Raw genomic sequence first — 22,634 nt, forward strand, 5'->3', positions numbered from 1 at the left:
AAGGAGATTTGTGAATGCCAAGCGGGAGCAGCTTGGGGGAGAGAGGAGATTTAATGACGATGGCATATGAAGCAAATGAAGCGCGCTACAACGGTTCGATGATTTACAACCGGACAGGGCGATCCGGACTTAAGCTGCCGGCGCTTTCTCTCGGAATGTGGCACAACTTCGGGGGCGTCGACGCCTATGAAAACGGTAGAGCAATGGTACGTCGTGCGTTTGATTTGGGAATAACCCATTTTGATCTTGCCAACATGTACGGTCCCCCTCGGGGCTCTACCGAGGAAATGTTCGGTCGTCTGCTTGCTGCCGATCTTGCCCCCTATCGGGATGAACTAATTATATCTAGCAAGGCGGGTTATGGGCTGTGGCCTGGACCTTACGGTGATTGGGGCTCCAAGAAGTATTTGATTGCCAGCCTGGATCAAAGCCTAAAAAAAATGGGACTGGATTACGTCGATATTTTTTACTCGCACCGCCCTGACCCGGAAACGCCACTCGAAGAAACATTAGCTGCACTTGACTTAATGGTCAGACAAGGTAAAGCGTTGTATGTCGGTATTTCCAACTACACTGCCGAGCAAACGAAGGAAGCCATTCGGATTCTAGATGAACTGGGCACGCCGCTGCTTATTCATCAACCTAGCTATTCCATGCTGAATCGCTGGATCGAAGACGGCCTGCAGGACGTGCTAGCGGAAGCAGGAACAGGCACCATCGTCTTCTCTCCACTGGCGCAAGGACTGCTGACAGACAAGTATTTGTCCGGCATTCCATCAAACTCCCGTGCTGCAAAGCAATCCGGCAATCTGCAAGAGAAGGATGTCACTGAAGAGAAGCTGGACAAAATCGGCAAGCTGAATGAGTTGGCGAAGCGCCGCGGTCAAACGCTCTCCCAAATGTCACTTGCTTGGGTGCTGCGAGGCAATCGCATAACATCTGCTTTGATTGGCGCAAGCAGCGTAAGTCAAATTGATGAGAACGTTGCCGCACTGCAAAATTTAACCTTTAGCACTGAAGAGTTGGAATCGATTGATGCAATCTTAGGGTAACCTGGTTGGAAGGATGTTTCGAGTCCACATAGAGGCTTATCGTTGAAGAAGTGAGAGCCAAAGGCGGTACAATCGGAACGGAACCGATTGAGTATTACGAAGATGAATGGGACTTTATCAACGCGCGAATTGTGGACCCAGATGGATACAGCATTATTGTTGGAGGCATGAGATGCCCAAAGGCTCTGGCGATGTATTTTTTAATGGGCACGAGGCTCACAGCTGCATGCTCGCAGGATAGCCTGGTAATACTTTGTGACACTAACTTGATCGTAGTTACTCAATAGGATGACGGTGTGCCCGGTGGTTAGCATTCGCACCAGCTTGGAGCAGTAGCCGTCGATGCCGCCATCATGGTACACAATGGTCTGGGTAGTGCCGTTAATGGTCTGCGCTTCAATATGGACGCCCAGTCCATAGCCGTGTAAAAGCGGTGTAAGCATGACGCGCAGCGCTTCTTCGGGCAGGAGGTTCCCCTCGAAGAGAGCTGTGCTCCACTTGAATAGATCCACAGCCGTGGATAGTATGCCGCCTGCGGCAAAAGGAATCACCGGTGCAAGCACCCGCGCAGGCACGGGCTGGGGTTGCAGCGCTGCGTAGCCCCGTGCCTTGTTTGGACTATCCATGACCATCGGTGCATAGAACGTTCTATTCATGCCAAGAGGCGCAAAGATACGCTTACTCAAAAACTCGCCATACGTTTGGCCGGATACGGCTTCAATCAGCATCCCCAGCAGGATGTAGTTCGAGTTGCAATAGTTGTACACCGTCCCTGGCACGGCTTCCAGATCCATATCTTTGAAATACATAAACAAGTGATCGGGCGTCGTAATCGCATCAAGATTGTTCCAAAATTCAGGGAGCGATACATGCTCCGGGATGCCGGACGTATGGGTCAGAAGCTCGAAGATCGTAACGTGGCTCCCTTTTTCATACTGTGGGATGTACTTGCCAATGGGGTCAGTGAGCGAAATGCGATGCTCTTGAACGAGCAAAAGAATGCACGTGGCTGTAAATTGCTTGGTGATAGAGGCAATATAAAAGAGAGTATCTTCGTCATGTTGTCGACCGGATGCAAAATCTGCCATTCCGTAACTGCGGCTGACTAATATATCGTGATTTTTTGCAATTAGGATACTGCCGTTGAACGTTCCGAATAACGGGTCAGTACGGTGCAGCTCATCGATGCTGCGGATCAGTGCCAGATCAGACATAACATGACTCCTATCTTGTGAATTGATAAGCGTACAGGTGTCGCTACGGTTTGAACATAGCATACTATCCCCTATGAATCTATCCAGTAATAATATAATGCAGCGAATCTCTAGGTTTGGACGGCCCCCACTTTTTACCTGGAAGGTATTTCTAACTACACGCAGAACTCTATTAATGAACGGACATAATCTTCATTCAATTATTGATGCAGTACTTGAGAGTGGGGGATGAGAAGATGACCGTTAAAGAGCAGACAATTTTTAATTCGTGTGGAAAGACAATCAAGACGACAGATAAAGAGATTCATATTATCGGCAGAATTGACGAACCGCTTATAATGATATTGGAAAATGTCTTAAGTCACGAAGAATGTGATGTACTAATTGATTTAGCTAAGAACAGATTACAGCGTGCTAAAATCGGCGGCAAATCTCATGTGCAAAGCGATATTAGGACAAGTAGCAGCATGTTCTTCGAAGAAAACGAAAATGAGTGCATTCATAAAGTGGAAACCAGAGTTTCTGAACTGATGAATATACCGGTTTCTCATGCCGAACCGTTGCAAATTTTACATTATAAATCCGGTGAGCAGTATCATCCACACGTTGACTATTTCACATCCGGAAATGTGGTCAACAATCGCATTAGCACAATGGTCATGTATTTAAATGACGTGGAGGAAGGCGGCGAAACGTATTTTCCTTCGCTTCGATTCTCGGTAACGCCAAAAAAGGGCAGTGCTGTTTATTTTGAATATTTTTATAACGATCACCATTTAAATGAACTAACGCTGCATGCGGGAAATCCCGTCGTCATCGGGGGGAAATGGGTAGCCACCCAGTGGATGAGAAGACAAAGCCATCGCCTTACTTAATAAAGATTGATACAGAGTACGACATGAATATGTCGGTGCTCTGTATTTTTTTTGCATCTAAGTCAACGCGGATCAATGATAACATTCACTCATTTTTAACGATTCAAGTAGTTGCAAAGTACTACTAATAATAGTACCGTTTATTGGTAGGAGAAAACACGAAATGAGGGGAAAAGTTGTCTAACCATTCGAATGCAGTTGCTACCGAAGAAGGCGCGCCATTCTCTATGAAAGCAATTATGGGCCCGCTTATGGCGATCGTCATCGGAATGATTATGGTCATTCTCGACAGCACGGTCATGAACATTGCTTTGCCGACTTTAATGGACGATTTTAAAGCCTCCGTTAATACGATGCAATGGTCGATTACGGCTTACACGCTGGCGCTTTCCGCAGTCATTCCGCTCGCCGGCTGGCTGACGGATCGATTCGGCGCCAAACAAATTTTTCTGATTACGATTTTTTTGTTTGCGGCGGGCTCACTTCTATGTTCGTTTGCCACGACGCCTGAACAGCTGATTATCTATCGCATTATTCAAGGAATCGGCGGAGGCATGGTGCAGCCGATCGGGATGGCGATCATCTTCAAGCTGGCTCCACCTAACAAGCAAGGCGCGGTCATGGGGATGCTCGGCATACCGATGATGCTCGGACCGGCGCTCGGACCCGTACTGGGCGGTTATTTGCTGGAATACGCGACTTGGCACTGGATCTTCTTGATTAACTTGCCGATTGGCGTTATCGCAATCCTGGTCGGTCTCCGCTATTTGCCGAAAGTGGAACGCAGAAGCGTGCCGGCGCTAGACTTCTGGGGCATGCTGCTTGCGCCTATCGCGTTCGCTACGCTTTCTTATGCGGTCAGCGAAGGCGGCAAGGATTGGGGATCTATGAATACGATCGTCAGCTTAATTGTGGGCAGTATCGCTTTGGTGCTATTCATCTTCGTTGAGTTCAACCATAAACAACCGTTATTGGAGCTGCGTGTGTTTAGATCCACGGACTTCACAATCGGTATCATTACGTCTTGGTTAATGTTTATGGCGTTGTTCGGCTCGTTCTTGTTCGTTCCGATGTACATGCAGCAGGTGTTTCATTATGCGCCTTTGAAGACCGGCTTTATGATTCTGCCGCAAGTCGCGATGACGGGCGTATTCATGCCAATCGGCGGCAAGCTGTTTGACAAATTCGGAGCCCGACTCGTTTGCGTGGTCGGGATCGCTTTTGTCGCGGCAGGCATGTTCTACATGTCGCAAATTCAGGCTGATTCTGGCGCGGGATACGTAATCACGGCGACGATGATTATGGGCGTAGGCATGGGGCTGTCCATGATGCCGGTGAATACGCACATCCTCAAAGCCGCTCCTCGTAGGCTCGTAGACCGGGTAACGCCGCTTACTTCGGCTGCTCAGCAAGTCGTGGTTTCGTTCGCCGTAGCGGGATTGGCAAGTTACCTGAGTACGCGAGTCGCGGATCATATGGCCGATTCGAAAGGAGATCAAGGCGTCTCGCTCGTTGCTGCCTTCGGGGATACGTTCTTCATCGCGGGCTGCATCGCGGTTGCCGGCGCTTTATTGGCAATTGCATTGCGGAAGCCAAAAACCTCGGAAGAAGACGGCACGGAGGGAGTCCACGCTCCTGTCATGATGCACTAATACCGATAACAGTTTGCAATCTTCAATACAGAGCACGGCATGAGTGATGCCGATGCTCTGTTTTTTTTATTTCTCGGAATCAACATGGATTCAACCGGAATTCCGCCTAGCTTACATTTACGACAATAAGGTGGATCCCGGTTTTTGTGTTCGTGATGCCACCGTCCTGAAACGCCTTATTTATGCGCTCTGTTCTTGCCCTAGGCACTTCAATCGCGATATGCTGTACATAGTAGGATAACTAATTTATTCGATAGGAATTGAACCTCTATGAGACTTGGTTTTTTTGATTCCGGAATTGGCGGACTTACGGTTTTGGCGGAGTCGCTTAGGCTTCTTCCTGCCGAGGAGTATCTCTATATGGCTGATACGACGCACGTTCCGTACGGAACCAAGTCGCAGGAAGAGGTACGGACCTTCGTCTTTGAAGCTGTGGAGACGATGATTCAACAAGGCATCGATGCGCTTGTTATTGCATGCAACACGGCGACTAGCATTGCAATTAATGAGCTGAGAGAGACGTATTCGCTGCCCATTATCGGCATGGAGCCCGCTGTCAAACCTGCCGTGGAGATGAACCGAAATACAGGTAAGAGAGTACTTGTTTTTGCTACGCCTCTTACACTGCAAATGCCTAAATATTATGCGCTTGTATCTCGCGTGGATGAGAATGGAATTGTGGATTCATTGCCGCTGCCTGAGCTTGTCAAATATTGCGAATCTCTTCAGTTCGATAAACACATCATGGGGGAGTACTTCCGAGCCAAGCTTGCTCCTTATGATTTAGACAAATACGGCATTATCGTATTAGGATGCACCCACTATCCCTTTTATACGGATATTCTTCGCGACATGCTTCCGCCCCACATCCAGATTATCAATGGAAATGCGGGGACCATTCGTAGATTGTCGGCGCTGCTTACTCGTTATGGGATCGATACTGGCTTGGGGAGCGGGAATGTAAAGTTCATGTGTACCGGTGGAGAAGCCGCGTATATAGAGAAGATGAGGCTGGCACTGGCCCTCCTCAGATAATCAGTTCAATACAGAGCACGGCAATAGATGCTGTTGCTCTTTTTTATTAGGTCATGCATAAAAAAATATTTTCCCGGGTGAGAAATTTCAAAGTAGCGGCATCTAACATAATGTGGGCAAAAAAGGAGGGGAGGATGTTGCAATCGGAACAGCAGACAGCATACGATAAGGACCTTGTAGCCAGGGCCAGGGAGGGTGATCCGGACGCCTTCGGCGAACTTGTTCGTCGGCACGAGCGAGGGCGATGGGCACGGCGCAGTCGCTGACCCAGGATTGGCATATGGCCGAGGATATCGTGCAGGAAGCGTTGGTTAAGGCATTCCTTAAGCTCGGCTCACTGGTGGAAGGGGAGCGCTTCTCTAGGTGGCTATCGCGAATTGTGCGGTCCTCATGGTAAGGAGCGACCGTGGCTTTCGAGCGACGGACCGCCGATCCTTTCGGCAATGCCGTCAATACAGGCAAAGTGTGCGATGCGCGCGAGTTCGCTGTGGCGTTTCTTCGGGAAATAGCGCAGGAATGGAAGACCGAGGACGAACCTTTGAGCAGATTGGCTTACGAAGCGGCGGAAAAGTATGAAATCGTAGCTGGCAATCTATCAGTGATGCGCGATATGTTCCCCTTCCCACATGGAGGCAATCCTGGGAACGATGCAGAAGCGGAGCGGGCCATCGCATTGCTGAAGGAAGCTAAGGAAGCGGAAATACAGGCCATCGCATTGCTGGCTCAAATGCTGGAGCAGCTTGAGCAAGTAACAATAGCGGGTGCATAAATTATGCAACGCTATTCTACAGCTGGAGTGATTGAGTTGCGTATAGCGAGAATGGGTCGACAACTGACAATAAAACTCGGGAAGCTAATCCCGGGTTTTTTGCGTTTATATGTACCTCATTCCGCCGAGCACCTAACTCTGCATATACATAAAGAAGGCCGGCAGTCCAACTCCTTTAGTGGCTCCGGCTATTTTTTTGTGTGACGGCCGAGCGCAGGCTTTTACTCAACAATTGCAAGTATCCGTAAAACCCGGGCAAGGTTACCAACATAGCTCCAACGTTTTTATGGTACAATGATTCGGGTAAATCGAGAATTTGCAAGTTGTAGTTCAGGTGCATACATGAATGGAGATAAAGAAAAATGAGTTTGTTGACAGTGGAGCAATTATCGCATACGTTTGGCGACCGGGTCTTGTTTAAGAACGTGTCTTTCCGTTTGCTTGAGGGCGAACGCGTCGGGCTGGTTGGTGCGAATGGTACGGGGAAATCCACGCTTATGAATATTTTGACAGGCAAACTGTTGAAGGACGAAGGTAAAGTGGAATGGACGCCTCGCGTTCGCTACGGTTACTTGGACCAGCATACAAAGCTTGAAGCAGGTAAAACTATTCGTGACGTGTTGAAGGATGCTTTCTTGCCCTTGCTTGTCTTAGAAGAGGAACTTAATGATATTGCCACTCAAATGGGCGATGCTGACCCGGATACATTGGATCAATTGCTGGTGCGTATGGGAGAGATCCAAGAAGAGCTTGAAATCGGCGATTTCTATTTAATTGATGTAAAAGTCGATGAGATGGCCAATGGTCTGGGTCTTAATGTGATCGGGCTGGACCGCGAAGTTACGGCGCTTAGCGGCGGACAGCGGACGAAGGTACTGCTCGCCAAGCTGCTGCTTGAGAAACCAGGCGTCCTATTGCTGGATGAGCCGACGAACTATCTGGATGAAGAACATATTAATTGGTTGACGAATTATTTGAAAAATTATCCTCATGCACTTATTCTAATTTCTCATGAAACAGGTTTTATGAATCAAGTCGTCGACGTGATCTATCATCTTGAGTTCACGAAGCTGACCAGGTACTCGGCCAATTACGAGAAGTTTCTGGAGATGTCTGAGCTGAACAAAGCGCAGCATATTGACGCTTACGAGAAGCAAAAGGATTACATTAAGAAGCAAGAGGAATTCATTAATAAAAACAAGGCGCGCGCTTCCACCTCCGGACGCGCAAAGAGCCGCGAGAAGCAGCTCGACCGTATCGATCGCATCGACAAGCCGGAGGAAGCGGCAAAGCCGACTTTTAATTTCAAAGAGTCCCGTACAAGCGGCAAGACTGTATTTGAGGCAGTGGGAATGGTTATCGGCTACAGTAAGCCGCTCCTGCCTAAGATGGATATGGTCATTGAGCGGGGCGAGAAGATTGCTATCGTAGGGTGCAATGGCGTCGGTAAATCCACGCTTCTAAAGTCGATCCTTGGCGTTATTCCGCCACTGGACGGCAAGACTTATCTCGGCGATTATTTATCTCCTGCTTACTTCGAGCAGGAATCCAAAGCGCCGACGATGACTCCGCTTGAGGATGTATGGGATGAATTCTCCTCTATGAACCAGCATGAGGTCCGGGCCGCGCTTGCCCGCTGCGGTTTGAAGAACGAGCATATTACACGTCCTCTTAATCAGCTCAGCGGCGGAGAGCAGGCGAAGGTTCGTCTTTGCAAGCTGATGATGCGGGAAAGCAACTGGATTTTGTTCGATGAGCCGACGAACCATTTGGACATCGTCGCCAAAGCCGAATTGAAGCGAGCGTTGAAAGCTTATAAGGGCACCGTCGTGCTTGTCTCTCACGAGCCTGAATTTTATGAAGATTGGGTAACCAAAACGTGGGATGTGGAAGCTTGGGCTATGCAAAGCCAAAGGTAATGCGTAAGTCGAAGGTCCGCCTAGCCGGATATTGACATATAAAGAAGAGGGTTCGGGGGCTGTGACAGGTGGTGAGCAAGTGACCTGTTGCGAGGCCCCCGAGCCAATTTGGTTATGGTTCCTTGGTTGTAGATGATACCGTCACACTCGATTCTTATATACTCTCATTGCGAAGAAATACGCTACGATTAGAATTCCGACGCACCATGCAAGAGCGGTCCAAATATCGTTGCCCACCGGCTGGCCTGACAGAAGCGCACGGATGGCTTCGACGATTGAGGTTACCGGCTGGTTTTCGGCAAAGACTCGAACAGCCTTCGGCATCGATTCGGTTGGCACGAACGCGGAGCTGATGAACGGCAGGAAGATGAGCGGATAGGAAAAGGCGCTTGCGCCATCTACTGATTTGGCGGACAGTCCGGCAATGGCAGCGACCCAGGTTAATGCGAGCGTAAACAGCGCGAGTATGCCAGCTACTGCAAGCCATGGCAGTACGCCTGCCGACGATCGAAAGCCCATAATTAACGCGACGAGAATGATGACAACAACGGAGATGGCGTTAGATACAAGCGAGGTTAGTACGTGTCCCCACAATAAGGTGGAGCGTGAGATTGGCATGGAGTGGAACCGCTCGAATATGCCCCGCTGTACATCAGTAAACAAGCGGAAAGCCGTGTAGGAAATGCCGCTAGCAATCGCAATTAATAATATGCCGGGCAACAGGTAATTCACATAGTTATCCATACCCGATTGAATGGCGCCGCCGAATACATAGACGAACAGCAGCATCATCGCGATTGGCATGATGGTGACCGTGACGATGGTATCCATACTGCGCGAAATATGGCGCATGGAACGTCCGAGCATTACGCTTAGATCGCTGAAGAAGTGTTTTTTTACTACCTCCATTTATTTCGCCTCCTGCTTACCGATAATTGCGAGGAAGATTTCCTCGAGTGTCGGCTGTTTTTCAACGTACTCCACCTTGGTGGAGGGGAACAGTTTCTTCAGATCCGAAAGCGTGCCGCTGGCGATAATCTTACCCTCATGAAGAATGGCGATTCGGTCGGCAAGCTGCTCAGCTTCTTCTAAATACTGCGTAGTCAGGAATACCGTCGTGCCGCCTTCCGCAAGCTCTTTTACAATCTTCCAAACCTCAATACGTGCCTCGGGATCAAGGCCAGTGGTTGGCTCGTCGAGGAAAATAATCTGCGGTTTTCCTACAAGGCTGAGGGCGATGTCGAGTCTGCGGCGCATACCGCCCGAATAAGTGGCCACTCTGCGGTCTGCGGCATCTGTCAGGCCGAAGCGCTTTAACATATCGTCCGCGACCTGACGCGGATTGCTCAAGTAACGCAGCTTTGCAATCATGATCAGATTTTCCCGTCCGGTCAATATTTCGTCCACGGCGGCAAACTGGCCGGTCAAACTGATCGCCTGCCGTACATGGTCGGGTTTCGCTGCAACATCGAATCCGTTTACGATGGCGGTCCCGCCGTCTTTCTGGAGCAGCGTGGTGAGGATTCTAACCACCGTTGTTTTACCCGCCCCGTTGGAGCCGAGCAGAGCGAATATGCTGCCTTTCTCCACCTCGAAGTCTACGCCCTTTAGCACTTGCAGCTGCTTGTAGGATTTCTGCAGCCCAGTTACTTGAATGGATTTAGCTGACATTACTAATCCCTCCTTATCGAACAGTAACGTTGGACAAATTAGCACCCATGCCTTTAAGCGAAGCGTAGGTCAGTTTATCCATGATTGCTCCGTCAAAGCAAATGGTTGCGATAGAACGGTAATACTTATTGGTTAACGAGAAATACGCTTTGAAAGAAACATTTTTGAGCGTAGCGCCCTTAAACGAAACTTCGTTTACTGCCGATTTGTCAAACTTAACTCCGATAAAGGTTTGCCCGTCAAAATTTTGACCGCTCAGGTCGGAGTAATCGAAGACTACGCCGTCAAAGATACAGCCTTCAAAAGTTGTTTTTCTAAGGTCGGTCTTGGAGAAAGTGACATCGGTTAGTCTCGCGCCTTTGAATTTGGTTCCTTCTAATCCCGAAACGTTGATGTTGGTGCGCACAAGAGTCGATTTATTGAAGCTTGCATTCGCAAGTGTAACAGAGCTAAGGGTGCAGTCAGTCAGATTCGCACCGTCAAAGTTTGCTTCGCTTACGTCGCTCGCCTTGAACGTACTGCCAGTCAAGTCTGCGCCTTTGAAGTTCGAACCGCGTAACGCGCTAGCATTAAATTGTCCCTTATGCGCTGTAACGCCAGCAAAGTCGCTCTGTGGCAAGTGGCTCGCGCTGAAGTTCGTCACTACTTGCCGCTCCAATGAACGGGAGAGATTAGCAACCTCGAGTATCGTTTCCTCGATGTCGCCGATACCCTCAATGGTCATGTTAAACGCTGTTTCTTCGTCCTTGCCCTCGGCTTTGAGCTCACGGTACTTCTCCTGTAAGTCGGATAGCAGGTCAGCCTTTAGTTCAGTGACGCTTTTTACTCCATCGTACGATGCGAAGACACCATTCAAATAGTTAGTCAGTTTCTCGCTCATAACTCAACACTCCTCATAATAAGTTTTCAAGTACGCGCTTTGAGTACTCCCAATTGCTTTTGTTACGGTCATACGTTTCTTTTCCCTTTTCGGTAATCCTGAAATACTTACGTCGTCCTCCCTGAGATTCATCGCCCCAATACCACTCGATATCACCGTCGACCTCAAGCCTTCGGACGCTGGAGTACATCGTGGCTTCCTTTAATTCGTAGTCCCCGTCCGAGCGCTCGGCAATCAGCTTGACGATCTCGTACCCGTAGCGGTCAGCTTCAGATAAGAGCCGTAATATCATCGTATCGGTATGTCCGCGCAGTAGGTCGGATGTAAGTTTGTTCTCGCTCATATAATCACCCCGCATCTGTATAATACGATATAGTACTGTGACAGTCAAGGTAGTATTTTAAATATATTACCTTGTTTGATGAAAATCCGCATGTGCCCAGCAGTGTGATGCAAAAAAAGACCCCTAAAAGGGGACTTGGCTCTAAAGCACGAATTTATTCATGCACCAAACAATGGGCGATTATGAGTGCAGAGGTAACTTCGGGAGGTTGAAGAAACCAGTGATCAATACAATGGACCGAATGTGGGGGTAAAGTCGCTACATGTCTCCAGAAAAGCTTGGAGCCAAGCTATAGGCGGAGTGGTGTAGTTTAAAAAAGCCGTGCCTAACCCAAAGGTTAGCAGCACGGCTTTATTCATTCTTATAACTCTGCTTCGCCTTCGGCGTGCAAATACTTCTCCGTCAAGATCGAGAGCAGCCGGATGCCGACCTCGTTCTGCCCGCCCTCGGGGAGGATGACGTCGGCGTATTTTTTGGATGGTTCGATGAATGCTTCGTGCATGGGCTTAACGGTTTGCAAATATTGATCGTGGACGGATTGGATCGACCGACCGCGCTCTTCGATATCGCGCAGCACACGGCGCAGTATGCGCACGTCGGGATCGGTGTCGACGAACACCTTAATATCGAGCATTGCCCGAAGATTCTCATCAGATAGCACGTGAAGACCCTCAATAATGACGATGTTGTACGGCATGAGCTTCTCGGTCTTATCCTTGAAACGGGAATGCGTCGTGAAATCGTATATCGGTGCGTAGACCGTTTCTCCGGCCTTCAACATCTTTAAATGCTCGACCAGAAGCTCGTTCTCGAACACGAGCGGATGGTCGTAGTTCAGCAGCTCACGTTCAGCGAATGTGAGATGGGCATGGTCCTTGTAATAGTTGTCTTGCGATATAAACGTCACTTTGTCGGATCCGTGATGATCGATGACCGAGCGTGCAACGGTCGTTTTTCCCGACCCCGTGCCGCCTGCAATTCCGATGATAAGCATGGGTGTAAAATGTCCTCCCTGATGTTAAACCTTAATTTCAGTATTGTAGCATAGTGAAAGAACAATACGCCAACCTGGGCAGCCCAAAGAGGCATCCGAGGGTGAAACCCGAACGCCTCGCGAGGGATGGATGATTCTATGTTATGGAATGACTGGTGTTGCTGGAGCCATTTTGGTGACATCCCATGCCGACTTGACCAAGGCGTTTAGCGAGCCGTCCGGTTTCTGAGAAGAATAGCCGATGGAGATAATGCCGTAGGCGAGCGATATGGATTCGACGGTATCGTCGAAAGAGTAGTTGCTGATGTACACATTGCTGAGGTTAATGGTTAGAAACTTGACGGGAGTAGGCGCTTGTTTAACAAAAACCAATGTTGCGCTCTTGATCGCCTTTCCTTGCACAGACGTGAGGAAAATAGGCATGGAGGCGGAGTCGAATAACTTCGAGAAAGAGAGTCCGTCGAATTGAGGCTTGCCGGTACCGGAACCTGCGGCAGCTAGTGACAGCGGAACCTCTACGCCAAAGTGGACGTCGGATATCGGAATCCACTGCTCATAGCCCTTAACGACGGATTCCCCCGGAATGGCGTCGAGCTTCAGATATACTTGGAAGTTCCCCGGCGAAGATACTGCTTCTGCGGACGAACCTCCAAGCGATGTGGTCGCTAACAGAACAGCGCCAACGAGCAGAGCGGTTAATACTCTTTTGAACGAAACGGCCAATGAATGTGAAATAGGAATCCCTCCAAAATAGGTTTGATTGTTCCCTATGTACATAGCTCGATGTCAATACGTATTGTATCATAAGGCGCGTGGTAAGTAATACAAATTGTAGTTAAAAATCAACCGTCTAGCGCTCATGCTTTCCTTCTCGTCAACATGACAAAAATGTCACTTTCGATGCGGTAATATTGATGGTTGACGGGCAAATTAGTCCGTATAGTGGATTGTTGCAATTCGGTGCCGAGCACTTGCCGAACGAAAAAGGGGAATATCTGGTTGAGATATCCCCTTCTCTATACCAAATCCTCAGAAACTTGACCGGCTTTACTCACGGTTTGACGAAAGTAAGCGCCGCGCTCGCTGTCATATAGCTTATGTATTAAGTAGGTAATCGAAGTAAAACCGTGCCTAACCAATAATACTTACTTAATGTGGACGTATATACAAAGCCTTTATCGGATTGTACTCTGTACCAAGCATATTTACCGGTGCCGATAGCGGTGGTAGGAACTGCATTTGCATTGAAGTCAACGGACATTTCTTTAATGTAGATGGTTGTTCCTTTTTTGATTGTGCCTGCATACAAGAGTTGATCGGTATAAGGGCTATCAAAATACATGAGGTCTTTATCGTGCACAGCTCATTCTGGAAGCGCTGCGCAATCCAGTTGCCGGTGGAGTGTCTATCCATCTCGCATAATGAAAGGTCCATCAGGTGGCTTCTGGACACTAGCAGCATTCAAATGACAGAACGCGGTACTTACACCGCGGCTCTGTTTTTTCTTTTCCACACTCTGAAGATCGCTTCCGGTAAAACGAGAAGCAGCGCGATCGCCCCGTATAGCCCAATGATATAGCTAGTTACATAGGTGATGCCGATTAACTGGTGCAACACGAAAGTGAACAGATGGATCAACAGATTCGTAAAGCAGAAAGCATAGCTTCGAACCATCCAGCGGCGATGCTGTACGATCCTTTTTTTTCGGATATGGACAATCGCGGTCACCGTTATGGCTATCCAGATCATATTAAGCAGATTGAAGCCCATGCTGCTCATCTTCCCTCCAGTGGCGAAGGGGGCCATATAGCCAGAGGAAAGATCAACTAGAGCTACGGATAAGACATAGACGTAACCGGTCAGTCGGTGAAACCGGCGGTGCTTCTCATAATTGCGGCTAACCAAATTAACGAGACCTGATGCCATCGCGACACAAGCAAAGCCGACATGGATGCCCATTACCTTTAAACAAATTCCCGGTTTAACCTCGTGCTCTGATCCGGTTTTGTGACTTAGAAAAGCTTCAGCTCCAGGATGAACGAGGAGATTAATAACGAGCGCATATAGAATATAGATCACGCACAAGAATGCGAACAACTTGTACATCGATTGCCGCCAAACCATGATAATAAGTATTCTCCTTTCTTAGGCTGCCGGACGAACCAGGCACAAAAATAATACCCTTTCGGAGATGGTTTAGTCTACCGCTTGCGCCACGGCGCAATTCTATCAGGATGGATTCCCGCCGAGACGGTTTCGTTGTCGAAACATTGTTAATACTAGACTTGAAGAGCACATGGTATATTATTTGGGAGCATAGAAAAGGAGAGATGGGAATGTCCTACACCGTTGATTTTAAAAATGTATCTACCGTTGGCTTGGAGTCTTCGCCCGTAGCTGATGCGCTTGCTGGTTTGCGTGCGAATGAGGCGCGTTACTTTATGAACAAATACAAGCATGCCTTCACGGTTGTGCCAGCTAGCGAAAGTCAGGATACGCTTGATTATGTGAACCGAGTACTGCAAGAGCGTAATATTGAGTTTGCGGCAAAGCCTCTGGAAACGTCGCGTTTTCAAGTGGAAAATATTAAGTTCGCCTACGTCTTCTACGAGGATGGACTCTCGATCAATGTCATGTACACCGTTGATGATGCGAAGAAGCGGGCTGTTGGCTTCAAGCTTTCGGAGGGGATGGAGATCCCGAAGGAGTTGGAAACGAAGTTTAAGTTTGCGAGACAGAAGTCTGCGCTTGCCGGAACAATCCGAGGCTCGTTCTTTGTCGTTAAAGGCGAATATTAATAAGATGAAGGGTCGGTTTGCCCCGCATTAGCGGTGTCGCGAGCTCGGCCCTTTCTTATAAGAAGGTGATGACGTTGCGGGGTCATGCGGCATTGTCTCCTTCCTGTCTTACAAGCTGCTTGCGGACGTAGCAAAACTGCAAGAGGGGGATAAGGTGCTCATTCACTCTGCCTCTGGAGGAGTGGGAACAACAGCGATTCAAGTCGCAAAGGCATTAGGTGCAGGAGCTATTATAGGAACCGTGGGTCATACTGCCAAGATTCCTACGGCATTAGAAGCCGGGGCGGATCATGTCATATGCTACGACAAGGAAGACTTGGCAAAGACCGTTAATGAATTAACGGACGGTAAAGGTGTCCCTATTATATTGGATTCCATTGGCGGGGAGATTACAGCGCAAAGCATGAAATGTCTATCCAACTATGGCCGCTTAGTCGTTTTCGGAAATTCCAGTGGTGCATATGGACAGCTTCAAACAGGCGATCTTCACTCAAGCTGTCGTTCTGTGCTCGGGTTTAGTTTGGGAACAACAAGAAAAGAACAGCCAGAAGTGTTAAAAGATACTTCCACACACGTATTTCGCATGTTAGAAAGCGAGCAAATACAAATAAAGATCAGTGAGAAGCTGCCTTTGAAAGAGGCTGCAATCGCTCATCAACGTATAGAAAGCAGGAATAGCACGGGGAAGATTCTTTTGTATACAGAGAACTCATAAGGCGACCCGAATTATCCGATAAAATAGGAGAATGGCACGAATGAAGCGCTCAGGTACATCGACATCCAAGACTGGAAGGAGAGATTCATGCATGCACTACCAGTTTTGCCAGCGGGTTACGATTGTGGATATGGATGATGAAATTATTTCGGAAGTCGTATTCGAGCACGGACAGTATGAGACGGCCGCCTTGGCGATCGGTTCCTCCGTCCTTACGCATCAATTGGGATTGAAGGAGTTTGACGTCGTCTACGACCGAAGAGAGGGCAAAATCACTCGTTATAAGGTTGCGGATATCGAGATTGATCTGATTACGCAGCCTGTAGTTACTAGAGTGTATCTGGAACCGGCCAAGCTTATCGTCGGCCAGCACGACATCGGGGAATTTGCTTAATTATTAAATACAGAGTGCGGTGTGAAAGATGCCGCGGCTCTGTATTTTTTTTAACAGGAAAGCAGTCGACGCCTTCTTTGTGCTGCAAAGGGATTATTTCAGCAGAGAAGTATGATTGTAGGCTATCCCGCACGAACACCGTTGCGTACCGAATTGTGCATTATAGGACGGAGGGAATTCACGGTTGACGCGAATGACCTCGCGAGCGAATTCATGTTGATCCTTCGGTATTTTGCGCAGCGAGTCGGCCTTCGCCTGCGTGTCGATATGCGCGCCGGGCGGAACGAATCGGTTAGGCGCAACTCGAACGCCATTCGTCACGACGGCGTCCATGGAAACAAAGGAGCCGCGGCCTACAGTCGCATTGAAGACAATGGATTTGAATCCGACGAAAACTTCATCCTCGATTAAACAAGGGCCATGAATAAGAGCGCCGTGGGCAATGGATACATTTTCGCCAATATAGATGGAATACCGCGCCTGACCAACTTGAACGTATTCATGAGCTAGTCCATGCAGAATGACGCCATCCTGAATATTCGTGTTTGAACCAATAGAGAAAGGTGAACCTTCATCTGCCCGAAGGGTGGCACTCGGTGCGACGAAAACACGTTTGTTAATAGTGACATCGCCAATGATACTCGTAAACGGGCTTAGAAACGCGCCCTCACTTATATTAGGGGATTGTTCGACGGAATTAATGGAAGTTCTCGGGTTAGGTCCGATAAAGCGTACGAATGCATTCATGGGCCCTTTGGGCAGCTTCCAAACCTTAAAAATCTTCTTCATGCCTTACTCTCCTCGCAAACCATATTTAGGCTTATAACCCAAGGTATTCGGCGTAGTGGCAATTGTGATTTGTCGAATGTACAGCATAATGGCCCGGACCGTATCTGCCCCCTTACTTTTCTGTATAATGTAGGTAGTTTTAAGACAGCTGCCTGAGGGGGACGACATAATCGTGCTGAAATATAGAATGGCAAGGCCGGATGAACGCGAAGAATATATTGATTTAGCTAACTATGCCTTCAAAATTGATGCGGAGTCCTTACTGCCCAAAATGTACAGCAAGGACATCGATTCTTCGGGTATGCACATGGTCGCAGCAGATGAGCGGGGCCGGTTGCGCGCGCAGGTTGCGGTTTACCCGGAGCCGATGCATGTTGGCGGTTTCCCGCTGCGGGTCGGATACTTGGGGATTGTGTCGGTTCATCCAAGAGCACGCGGAGAAGGGCACATGAAGGTGCTCATGAACAAGTGGCTAGAAGAGGCGCCTGCTTCGTACGACATGCTTGTCTTGTACGGACAGCGGCAGCGGTACGAGTATTTCGATTTTACTCTCGGTGGAGTGAAGATCAAGTACTCGGTGGGAGAAGTCAATGCTCGCCATGCTTTGCAGGGCGTGAACGTAGAAGGGCTGTCCATAAGGCCGCTGTTTGAGATAGAAGGAGCGGCAGCCTTTGCACAGCAGTTGAACGAGGCTCGGCATTCATTCGTTCAGCGCGATGCGCAGCAGATGTCGGACATCTTGACGGGTCTAGAGCAGCAGCCGCTTGGCGTGTTCGATAAGGACAAGCTGATTGGCTACCTGGTAGTCAGCAAAACAGGTAAGGAAATGACCGAGCTTGCCATGGCGAATACAGCCGACATTCCACGCGCAATTAAGGCCTATTTGTCGCATTCGGGAGCTGATTGGATCGCGGTTTATGCCCCTGAGTACGAGACGGAGCTGAACGCTTCGTTAAGCAGCTTCGCAGAGAATTACGCGATTGAGACGTCCGACATGTACCATATCGTAGACTTTGCCCGCGTGTTGGAAGCTTATTTGACGGTTAAGCATCGGACAATTGGGCTTGCGCCGGGTGAATTCTCAGCAGTGCTGGATGGTCAGCCTGTTACCGCTCGGGTGGACGAGAATGGCGTGATGGTCGAAAGGTCGGCTAAGCCAGGCGCGGTGGAGCTGGATAGGAAGCAGGCACAGACGCTTCTGCTGACGCCGCATGGTCGTTACATGGAAGCGGGAGCGCAGATTCCTGCCGGATGGTTTCCGCTTCCGATCTTCTGGTATATAGCGGACAAGTTTTAATTAGGCGATCAAGAGGAGACAGAGGCTATGGACAATAAACGCGGCATACTTATTCTTCCCGAGGAGGTCGGTCCCTATTGGGCGGACCTCATTGCTCGTTCAGGCATTGATTTGGTGGGCATCCACCCGGGTTGGGGAGCGGGAGCGCTCGAGGAGCTTGAGAAAACGCTGGAGTTCGTGAAGAAGCCGGTCTATATACAGTTTGTGGAGCAGATGAAGGAGCTTAACGTGGATATCGAGTTCGAAGCGCATGCTATGTCATGGCTCGTTCCGCGCGCCCTCTTCTCCGAGCATCCTGACTGGTTCCGGATGGATGAGACAGGGAAGCGGAATGCGGACTTTAACTTGTGCGCGACGAACGCGGAGGCGCTTGCGTATCTGGAGCTGCGGTCGGAAGAACTGGCCAGAGCTTTGCCTTCGTTAACGGGACGATACTACTTCTGGATCGACGATGTGACAGGAAGCGCTTGCCACTGCGAGAGCTGCCGAACGCTGACCGCCTCCGACCAGGCGATGAGCTTCTACAATCGCATTCTGCAGGGTATCAGGCGATTTGATCCAGAAGCGCAGCACTGCTATTTGGCCTATCAGGATAACATCCAAGCTCCGGCGAAGGTGCAGCCTGATGCTGGTATTTTTCTGGAGTACGCTCCTATCTACCGCGATTCGGCTAAGCCGATCAACGATCCGGATTGCCCGGAGAACTTCAAGGAGCTCGAGCATTTGCCGGGTCTGCTGCAGCTGTTCGGGCAGGAGGGCGCTCAAATTCTCGAGTACTGGATGGACAATTCCCGGTTTCTGAAATGGCAGAAGCCGCTCCAGCCGCTGCCGTTCTACGAAGAAGTGATTCGCCGGGATGCGGAGTATTACCGTAGCCTCGGTTTCAATCGACTGACCAGCTTCGGCGTATGGCTAGGCGAGGGCTACGCGCAGTTGTTCGGCGAGCCGCCGATCTTGGCATATACGAAGGCGATTGGATCATGATAAAGTGATGGAAAACGGTACGTAGTAAGGTGAGGTGACGTGAACCCGTGGAATTAACCTATCTGAGGACTTTCCGCGAAGTGGCAAAATGGGGCAGCTTCACAAAAGCTGCGGCAACGCTAGGATATGCCCAGTCGAGCATAACGACGCAGATTCAGAAGCTGGAGGAGTCCTATGGCACCGTTCTCTTGGAGCGCTACGGCAGAAAGATGGTGCTCACGATGGCGGGCGAAGCGCTGCTGAAGTATGCGAACGATATATGCAGGCTGCATGATGAGTCCAAAGAAGTTGTAGCCAAGCAGTCCAAGGGAACGCTCTCAATTGGGACGATCGAGACGCTTGCTTCGTTCTACCTTCCTGCTTATTTGCAGGCGTATCGGAAGGCGTATCCAGACATCAACGTTGCAATTCAGCCAGGTAACGAGCCATTCATTATTGAGTCGGTCAAGGAGGGAGCTCTGGACGTCGGCATCATTCTGGACCCTCCTTTCTCGGATCCGGAGCTGGATTGTCGCATTTTGAGAGAAGAGCCATTAGTCATCATTGCAAGCCCCGATCATAAGTTTGCGGTACGAAGCGAGATCCACGTGGAAGATCTAGAGAACGAATCGTTAATCCTGACCGAGGATGGCTGCACCTACCGTGCTATGCTGCTGGGCGTGTTGAAAGGCAATAATGTACCCTACAAGCTATCTTACGAATTCGGCAGTCTGGAAGCGATCAAGCAGTGCGTCACCTATGGGCTGGGGATTGCGTTGCTGCCCCGAATTGCGGTTACGGAGGAAGTGCTGGGAGGCAAGTTTACAGCGATTCCTTTCATTGATCCTGCGTGCAAGTTCTACACACAGCTCATTTGTTCAAAGAAGAAATGGAAGTCCAAAGCTTATCTAGGCTTCCTGGAGCTGCTTAGCGGCGGGAGTAATTATCAAAATTATTGAAGTATCGTATAGATTTCTATCGATAACTCCAATGGCGGATGCTATGGTACATTGAATTCAAGCAATCCACAACCCACTGGAGGTAATCGCCAATGACTATTCAAGCGTTTCAATCCCTCGTACTCGAAACTCCTGCCGCATCGCCTGAGCAGACGCATCGCCATTATATGAATAAACTATCCGTTGAAACAGACGTCGCGGATGTTCGGTATGACATGCAGCATGGCCTGAACGATTTTCTGCTTATTGATGTCCGCAGCGAGAAAGCGTATGGAGAGTGCCATATTCCAGGTGCAGTTAACCTTCCTTCAAACCGAATCAATGCTGAGGCTACCGCTGCTTTCAACAAGGAGCAAACGATTGTCGTCTATTGCTGGGGACCTGCTTGCAATGGCGCAACCAAAGGCGCGGCTCGTCTCTCCGGTCTCGGGTTTAAGGTAAAAGAGATGCTGGGTGGCATGGAATATTGGCGCAAGGAAGGCAACGAGGTGGAGGGAACGCTTGGGGAGGGTGCTCCCTTGGTTGGCTAAGACTGCCGAACAAAAAAAGCGGCGCGGGAATGATACCCGCGCCGCTTTTTGGCTTTCGGGACACCTCTTAGCGACAACAAACCATACCATTCTTGTCTGAGAAAGTGATGCTCAATGAGAGAACGTATACGTGCTCTCAGCACCGAAACTGCGTTGAAAATGGAGCTGAGAGAACATATACGTGCTCTCAGCCCAATGATCGGTTCAACGAGCGTAATCGCGAGCTGAAGAAGCAATTGTTCGGGAATTGACAGAAATCCCCTGCGATAGCACCGGGAGAATTCATTACCAGGGCAGCCGTCATTTCGTCATTACTCCACTGCGTGCTATAATGCAGGTATACAACGAGAGATTCTCGGGATGAAAAGGAGGCGGCGCAGATGGATCAAATAGTAGACTTAATTCAGTTATTGCTCTCGATTAGTCTGATCTACTCCATCGTGTCTTTTACCTCTGCTTTCATTTCCGCCAAGGAGATTCCGCCGAATCACGGCATGGTGGCTGATGCCCCATCCGTGGTGGAGCCTATTAATCTGCCCCGTGGGACCAACATGATGCGGTGGATTGTGCTTACCATTAGACGCAAAGAATCACCTGATGATACCGATTGTCCTTCCCTTATTGATGCATAGTACATTCAATAGGGAGGATTACCTTGATAACGAAGTTAAAGTCTCGCAAATGGATGAAGCCCGCGTTAATTGCGCTCCTTGGGGTCATGCTAGCCCTAACGCTTAGCGGCTGCTCGGCTGCATCAGCGTCGAATCCGATAGAAGCCTCTTCGCCGGGGCTGTTTAACCACTACTTGATTTATCCTTTTTCACTGCTGCTCAAATGGATTGCGAACGGTCTGGGTGGCGATTACGGATTATCTATTATCTTGATGACATTGATCATCCGCTCCGCCATCGTGCCGCTGATGATGAATCAGACGAAGAAGCAAGTGGCGATGCGAGTGAAGATGGCTGTTATTCAGCCGGAGCTGGACGCGCTTAAAGAGAAGTACAAAGATGCCAGTCCGGAGGCCAAAAGACAGCAGCAAGCCGATACGATGCAGTTGTACCAAAAGCATCAAATTAATCCGCTCAATGTCGGATGTTTGCCGATGCTGCTGCAGTGGCCGATCACGCTTGCATTCTACTACGCAATACGCCGAACGCCGGAGATTGCTGCACATAATTTCCTATGGTTTAGTCTAGGGAAAGCGGACATGATCCTGCCGTTCATCGCGGCGGCTGTCTATTTCGTTCAATTCCGCGTCTCTCAGAAGATGTCGGCGCAGCTTCAGCCTAATGCGAATACCAATAGCCAACTCGCTTACATCGGCTTGCTTTCCCCGATTATGATGGGCGTAACTGCTTTTGCCATGCCTGCTGCGCTGCCGCTTTATTGGTCGGTGGGCGGGATATTCATTATCGTTCAAACGATTGTTCTGAATAAGATGTATGCGAAGCCGGCAAAGACGAATCCGTCTGCGCTAGTGGAGAAGATGTAAAGAAGGCCGGGGCGCCTGCCATTGCGGTAGGGGACTGACCCCGTAGCGTGAGACAAATTAAAACACCTTCAAGTGAATGGCCCCATGTCGTAAGATGTGGAGGACAACTTGAAGGTGTTTTTGCGTTGGCAACAAGAGTTATTTTTTTGGCTAGACGTACTAAAAAAGTACAAGGAGTTGGAGAGGAGGTGTCACCAGAGGCCGTAGTAACCTGGATGGAGTCTATCCGGGGAGAAATGTCCGTGAAGCAAGCTTGTGAGCTGCTAGGGATTGCACGTGCGACGTACTAT

The 22,634-nt window shown here is 49.3% G+C and carries 25 protein-coding genes; 16 read left to right on the plus strand and 9 right to left on the minus strand.

The features are described 5' to 3' along the window. Positions 1 to 59 precede the first annotated feature (59 nt). On the plus strand, positions 60 to 1,052 hold the full coding sequence (gene mgrA / locus AC0LWF_RS26460; RefSeq protein WP_474654482.1) for an L-glyceraldehyde 3-phosphate reductase: 993 nt from the start codon (positions 60 to 62) through the stop codon (positions 1,050 to 1,052). A gap of 200 nt (positions 1,053 to 1,252) precedes the next feature. On the opposite strand, the gene AC0LWF_RS26465 is transcribed toward mgrA, so the two are convergent. Further along, on the minus strand, positions 1,253 to 2,266 hold the full coding sequence (locus AC0LWF_RS26465) for a serine hydrolase domain-containing protein (RefSeq protein WP_474654483.1): 1,014 nt from the start codon (positions 2,264 to 2,266) through the stop codon (positions 1,253 to 1,255). Between the two features lie 236 nt (positions 2,267 to 2,502). Between AC0LWF_RS26465 and AC0LWF_RS26470 the strand changes: the two genes are divergently transcribed. The 6 genes from AC0LWF_RS26470 to AC0LWF_RS26495 all read left to right on the plus strand — a co-directional run bounded on the left by AC0LWF_RS26470 (position 2,503) and on the right by AC0LWF_RS26495 (position 8,516). After that, positions 2,503 to 3,141 carry a 2OG-Fe(II) oxygenase gene (locus tag AC0LWF_RS26470; protein ID WP_474654484.1) on the plus strand — a complete coding sequence of 213 codons (639 nt, stop codon included), beginning with the start codon at positions 2,503 to 2,505 and terminating at the stop codon, positions 3,139 to 3,141. Positions 3,142 to 3,317: 176 nt separating this feature from the next. Beyond that, positions 3,318 to 4,793 carry a DHA2 family efflux MFS transporter permease subunit gene (locus tag AC0LWF_RS26475; protein WP_474654485.1) on the plus strand — a complete coding sequence of 492 codons (1,476 nt, stop codon included), beginning with the start codon at positions 3,318 to 3,320 and terminating at the stop codon, positions 4,791 to 4,793. 270 nt (positions 4,794 to 5,063) lie between these two features. Further along, positions 5,064 to 5,828 (plus strand): glutamate racemase, encoded by a 765-nt coding sequence (gene murI / locus AC0LWF_RS26480; protein WP_474654486.1) that lies wholly within the window; start codon positions 5,064 to 5,066, stop codon positions 5,826 to 5,828. Positions 5,829 to 6,108: 280 nt separating this feature from the next. Further along, on the plus strand, positions 6,109 to 6,225 hold the full coding sequence (locus tag AC0LWF_RS26485; protein WP_474654509.1) for a sigma factor: 117 nt from the start codon (positions 6,109 to 6,111) through the stop codon (positions 6,223 to 6,225). A gap of 9 nt (positions 6,226 to 6,234) precedes the next feature. Beyond that, complete coding sequence (locus AC0LWF_RS26490; protein ID WP_474654487.1) at positions 6,235 to 6,597, plus strand: hypothetical protein; 363 nt, start codon at positions 6,235 to 6,237, stop codon at positions 6,595 to 6,597. Between the two features lie 362 nt (positions 6,598 to 6,959). Further along, the gene (locus AC0LWF_RS26495) at positions 6,960 to 8,516 is read left to right on the plus strand and encodes an ABC-F family ATP-binding cassette domain-containing protein (RefSeq protein ID WP_474654488.1); all 1,557 of its coding nucleotides are present in this window, start codon (positions 6,960 to 6,962) and stop codon (positions 8,514 to 8,516) included. Between the two features lie 141 nt (positions 8,517 to 8,657). Here the strand turns inward: AC0LWF_RS26495 and AC0LWF_RS26500 are convergent, their stop codons facing one another. The 7 genes from AC0LWF_RS26500 to AC0LWF_RS26530 form a co-directional block, all read right to left on the minus strand. Continuing rightward, positions 8,658 to 9,425: an ABC transporter permease gene (locus AC0LWF_RS26500; protein ID WP_474654489.1), complete on the minus strand. Its 768-nt coding sequence runs from the start codon at positions 9,423 to 9,425 to the stop codon at positions 8,658 to 8,660. After that, a complete protein-coding gene (locus tag AC0LWF_RS26505; protein ID WP_474654490.1) occupies positions 9,426 to 10,187 on the minus strand; it encodes an ABC transporter ATP-binding protein in 762 nt (253 codons plus the stop codon). A gap of 13 nt (positions 10,188 to 10,200) precedes the next feature. Further along, positions 10,201 to 11,067, minus strand: a complete 867-nt coding sequence (locus AC0LWF_RS26510; RefSeq protein ID WP_474654491.1) for a pentapeptide repeat-containing protein — start codon at positions 11,065 to 11,067, stop codon at positions 10,201 to 10,203. Between the two features lie 13 nt (positions 11,068 to 11,080). Further along, complete coding sequence (locus AC0LWF_RS26515) at positions 11,081 to 11,410, minus strand: PadR family transcriptional regulator (RefSeq protein ID WP_090581837.1); 330 nt, start codon at positions 11,408 to 11,410, stop codon at positions 11,081 to 11,083. A gap of 361 nt (positions 11,411 to 11,771) precedes the next feature. Further along, entirely contained in the window at positions 11,772 to 12,404 is a 633-nt protein-coding gene (gene udk / locus AC0LWF_RS26520; protein ID WP_474654492.1) for a uridine kinase, read from the minus strand. A 141-nt stretch (positions 12,405 to 12,545) separates the two neighbouring features. Beyond that, positions 12,546 to 13,181 (minus strand): Hcp family type VI secretion system effector, encoded by a 636-nt coding sequence (locus AC0LWF_RS26525; RefSeq protein ID WP_474654493.1) that lies wholly within the window; start codon positions 13,179 to 13,181, stop codon positions 12,546 to 12,548. A 705-nt stretch (positions 13,182 to 13,886) separates the two neighbouring features. Then, positions 13,887 to 14,528 carry a DUF2306 domain-containing protein gene (locus tag AC0LWF_RS26530; protein ID WP_474654494.1) on the minus strand — a complete coding sequence of 214 codons (642 nt, stop codon included), beginning with the start codon at positions 14,526 to 14,528 and terminating at the stop codon, positions 13,887 to 13,889. Between the two features lie 212 nt (positions 14,529 to 14,740). On the opposite strand from AC0LWF_RS26530, the gene AC0LWF_RS26535 reads away from it, so the two are divergent. The 3 genes from AC0LWF_RS26535 (at position 14,741) to AC0LWF_RS26545 (ending at position 16,311) form a co-directional block, all read left to right on the plus strand. Then, the gene (locus AC0LWF_RS26535; RefSeq protein WP_474654495.1) at positions 14,741 to 15,202 is read left to right on the plus strand and encodes a DUF8821 family protein; all 462 of its coding nucleotides are present in this window, start codon (positions 14,741 to 14,743) and stop codon (positions 15,200 to 15,202) included. 154 nt (positions 15,203 to 15,356) lie between these two features. After that, complete coding sequence (locus tag AC0LWF_RS26540) at positions 15,357 to 15,917, plus strand: quinone oxidoreductase family protein (RefSeq protein WP_474654496.1); 561 nt, start codon at positions 15,357 to 15,359, stop codon at positions 15,915 to 15,917. A 91-nt stretch (positions 15,918 to 16,008) separates the two neighbouring features. Continuing rightward, on the plus strand, positions 16,009 to 16,311 hold the full coding sequence (locus tag AC0LWF_RS26545; protein ID WP_474654497.1) for a hypothetical protein: 303 nt from the start codon (positions 16,009 to 16,011) through the stop codon (positions 16,309 to 16,311). Between the two features lie 93 nt (positions 16,312 to 16,404). Here AC0LWF_RS26545 and AC0LWF_RS26550 read toward each other — a convergent pair whose 3' ends face one another. Next, the gene (locus tag AC0LWF_RS26550; RefSeq protein WP_474654498.1) at positions 16,405 to 17,100 is read right to left on the minus strand and encodes an LbetaH domain-containing protein; all 696 of its coding nucleotides are present in this window, start codon (positions 17,098 to 17,100) and stop codon (positions 16,405 to 16,407) included. 172 nt (positions 17,101 to 17,272) lie between these two features. On the opposite strand from AC0LWF_RS26550, the gene AC0LWF_RS26555 reads away from it, so the two are divergent. The 6 genes from AC0LWF_RS26555 to yidC all read left to right on the plus strand — a co-directional run bounded on the left by AC0LWF_RS26555 (position 17,273) and on the right by yidC (position 22,344). Continuing rightward, complete coding sequence (locus AC0LWF_RS26555) at positions 17,273 to 18,397, plus strand: GNAT family N-acetyltransferase (RefSeq protein WP_474654499.1); 1,125 nt, start codon at positions 17,273 to 17,275, stop codon at positions 18,395 to 18,397. Positions 18,398 to 18,424: 27 nt separating this feature from the next. Continuing rightward, positions 18,425 to 19,381 carry a DUF4838 domain-containing protein gene (locus AC0LWF_RS26560; RefSeq protein ID WP_474654500.1) on the plus strand — a complete coding sequence of 319 codons (957 nt, stop codon included), beginning with the start codon at positions 18,425 to 18,427 and terminating at the stop codon, positions 19,379 to 19,381. A 47-nt stretch (positions 19,382 to 19,428) separates the two neighbouring features. Then, positions 19,429 to 20,319 (plus strand): LysR family transcriptional regulator, encoded by an 891-nt coding sequence (locus AC0LWF_RS26565; RefSeq protein WP_474654501.1) that lies wholly within the window; start codon positions 19,429 to 19,431, stop codon positions 20,317 to 20,319. Positions 20,320 to 20,411: 92 nt separating this feature from the next. Next, entirely contained in the window at positions 20,412 to 20,849 is a 438-nt protein-coding gene (locus AC0LWF_RS26570; protein ID WP_474654502.1) for a rhodanese-like domain-containing protein, read from the plus strand. Between the two features lie 380 nt (positions 20,850 to 21,229). Further along, positions 21,230 to 21,481, plus strand: coding sequence for a hypothetical protein (locus AC0LWF_RS26575; protein WP_474654503.1), 252 nt, complete (start codon positions 21,230 to 21,232; stop codon positions 21,479 to 21,481). 23 nt (positions 21,482 to 21,504) lie between these two features. Continuing rightward, complete coding sequence (yidC, locus tag AC0LWF_RS26580; protein ID WP_474654504.1) at positions 21,505 to 22,344, plus strand: membrane protein insertase YidC; 840 nt, start codon at positions 21,505 to 21,507, stop codon at positions 22,342 to 22,344. The last annotated feature ends 290 nt before the right edge of the window (positions 22,345 to 22,634 follow it).

The sequence above is a fragment of the Paenibacillus sp. sgz302114 genome, from assembly GCF_056120345.1.

What these genes read in the sequence shown, in the direction of transcription:
- mgrA (WP_474654482.1), top strand. Translation starts at nt 60, where the DNA reads ATGGCATATGAAGCAAATGAAGCGCGCTACAACGGTTCGATGATTTAC.
- AC0LWF_RS26465 (WP_474654483.1), bottom strand. Translation starts at nt 2,266, where the DNA reads ATGTCTGATCTGGCACTGATCCGCAGCATCGATGAGCTGCACCGTACT.
- AC0LWF_RS26470 (WP_474654484.1), top strand. Translation starts at nt 2,503, where the DNA reads ATGACCGTTAAAGAGCAGACAATTTTTAATTCGTGTGGAAAGACAATC.
- murI (WP_474654486.1), top strand. Translation starts at nt 5,064, where the DNA reads ATGAGACTTGGTTTTTTTGATTCCGGAATTGGCGGACTTACGGTTTTG.
- AC0LWF_RS26485 (WP_474654509.1), top strand. Translation starts at nt 6,109, where the DNA reads ATGGCCGAGGATATCGTGCAGGAAGCGTTGGTTAAGGCATTCCTTAAG.
- AC0LWF_RS26495 (WP_474654488.1), top strand. Translation starts at nt 6,960, where the DNA reads ATGAGTTTGTTGACAGTGGAGCAATTATCGCATACGTTTGGCGACCGG.
- AC0LWF_RS26500 (WP_474654489.1), bottom strand. Translation starts at nt 9,425, where the DNA reads ATGGAGGTAGTAAAAAAACACTTCTTCAGCGATCTAAGCGTAATGCTC.
- AC0LWF_RS26505 (WP_474654490.1), bottom strand. Translation starts at nt 10,187, where the DNA reads ATGTCAGCTAAATCCATTCAAGTAACTGGGCTGCAGAAATCCTACAAG.
- AC0LWF_RS26510 (WP_474654491.1), bottom strand. Translation starts at nt 11,067, where the DNA reads ATGAGCGAGAAACTGACTAACTATTTGAATGGTGTCTTCGCATCGTAC.
- AC0LWF_RS26515 (WP_090581837.1), bottom strand. Translation starts at nt 11,410, where the DNA reads ATGAGCGAGAACAAACTTACATCCGACCTACTGCGCGGACATACCGAT.
- udk (WP_474654492.1), bottom strand. Translation starts at nt 12,404, where the DNA reads ATGCTTATCATCGGAATTGCAGGCGGCACGGGGTCGGGAAAAACGACC.
- AC0LWF_RS26525 (WP_474654493.1), bottom strand. Translation starts at nt 13,181, where the DNA reads ATGTACATAGGGAACAATCAAACCTATTTTGGAGGGATTCCTATTTCA.
- AC0LWF_RS26530 (WP_474654494.1), bottom strand. Translation starts at nt 14,528, where the DNA reads ATGGTTTGGCGGCAATCGATGTACAAGTTGTTCGCATTCTTGTGCGTG.
- AC0LWF_RS26535 (WP_474654495.1), top strand. Translation starts at nt 14,741, where the DNA reads ATGTCCTACACCGTTGATTTTAAAAATGTATCTACCGTTGGCTTGGAG.
- AC0LWF_RS26545 (WP_474654497.1), top strand. Translation starts at nt 16,009, where the DNA reads ATGCACTACCAGTTTTGCCAGCGGGTTACGATTGTGGATATGGATGAT.
- AC0LWF_RS26550 (WP_474654498.1), bottom strand. Translation starts at nt 17,100, where the DNA reads ATGAAGAAGATTTTTAAGGTTTGGAAGCTGCCCAAAGGGCCCATGAAT.
- AC0LWF_RS26560 (WP_474654500.1), top strand. Translation starts at nt 18,425, where the DNA reads ATGGACAATAAACGCGGCATACTTATTCTTCCCGAGGAGGTCGGTCCC.
- AC0LWF_RS26570 (WP_474654502.1), top strand. Translation starts at nt 20,412, where the DNA reads ATGACTATTCAAGCGTTTCAATCCCTCGTACTCGAAACTCCTGCCGCA.
- AC0LWF_RS26575 (WP_474654503.1), top strand. Translation starts at nt 21,230, where the DNA reads ATGGATCAAATAGTAGACTTAATTCAGTTATTGCTCTCGATTAGTCTG.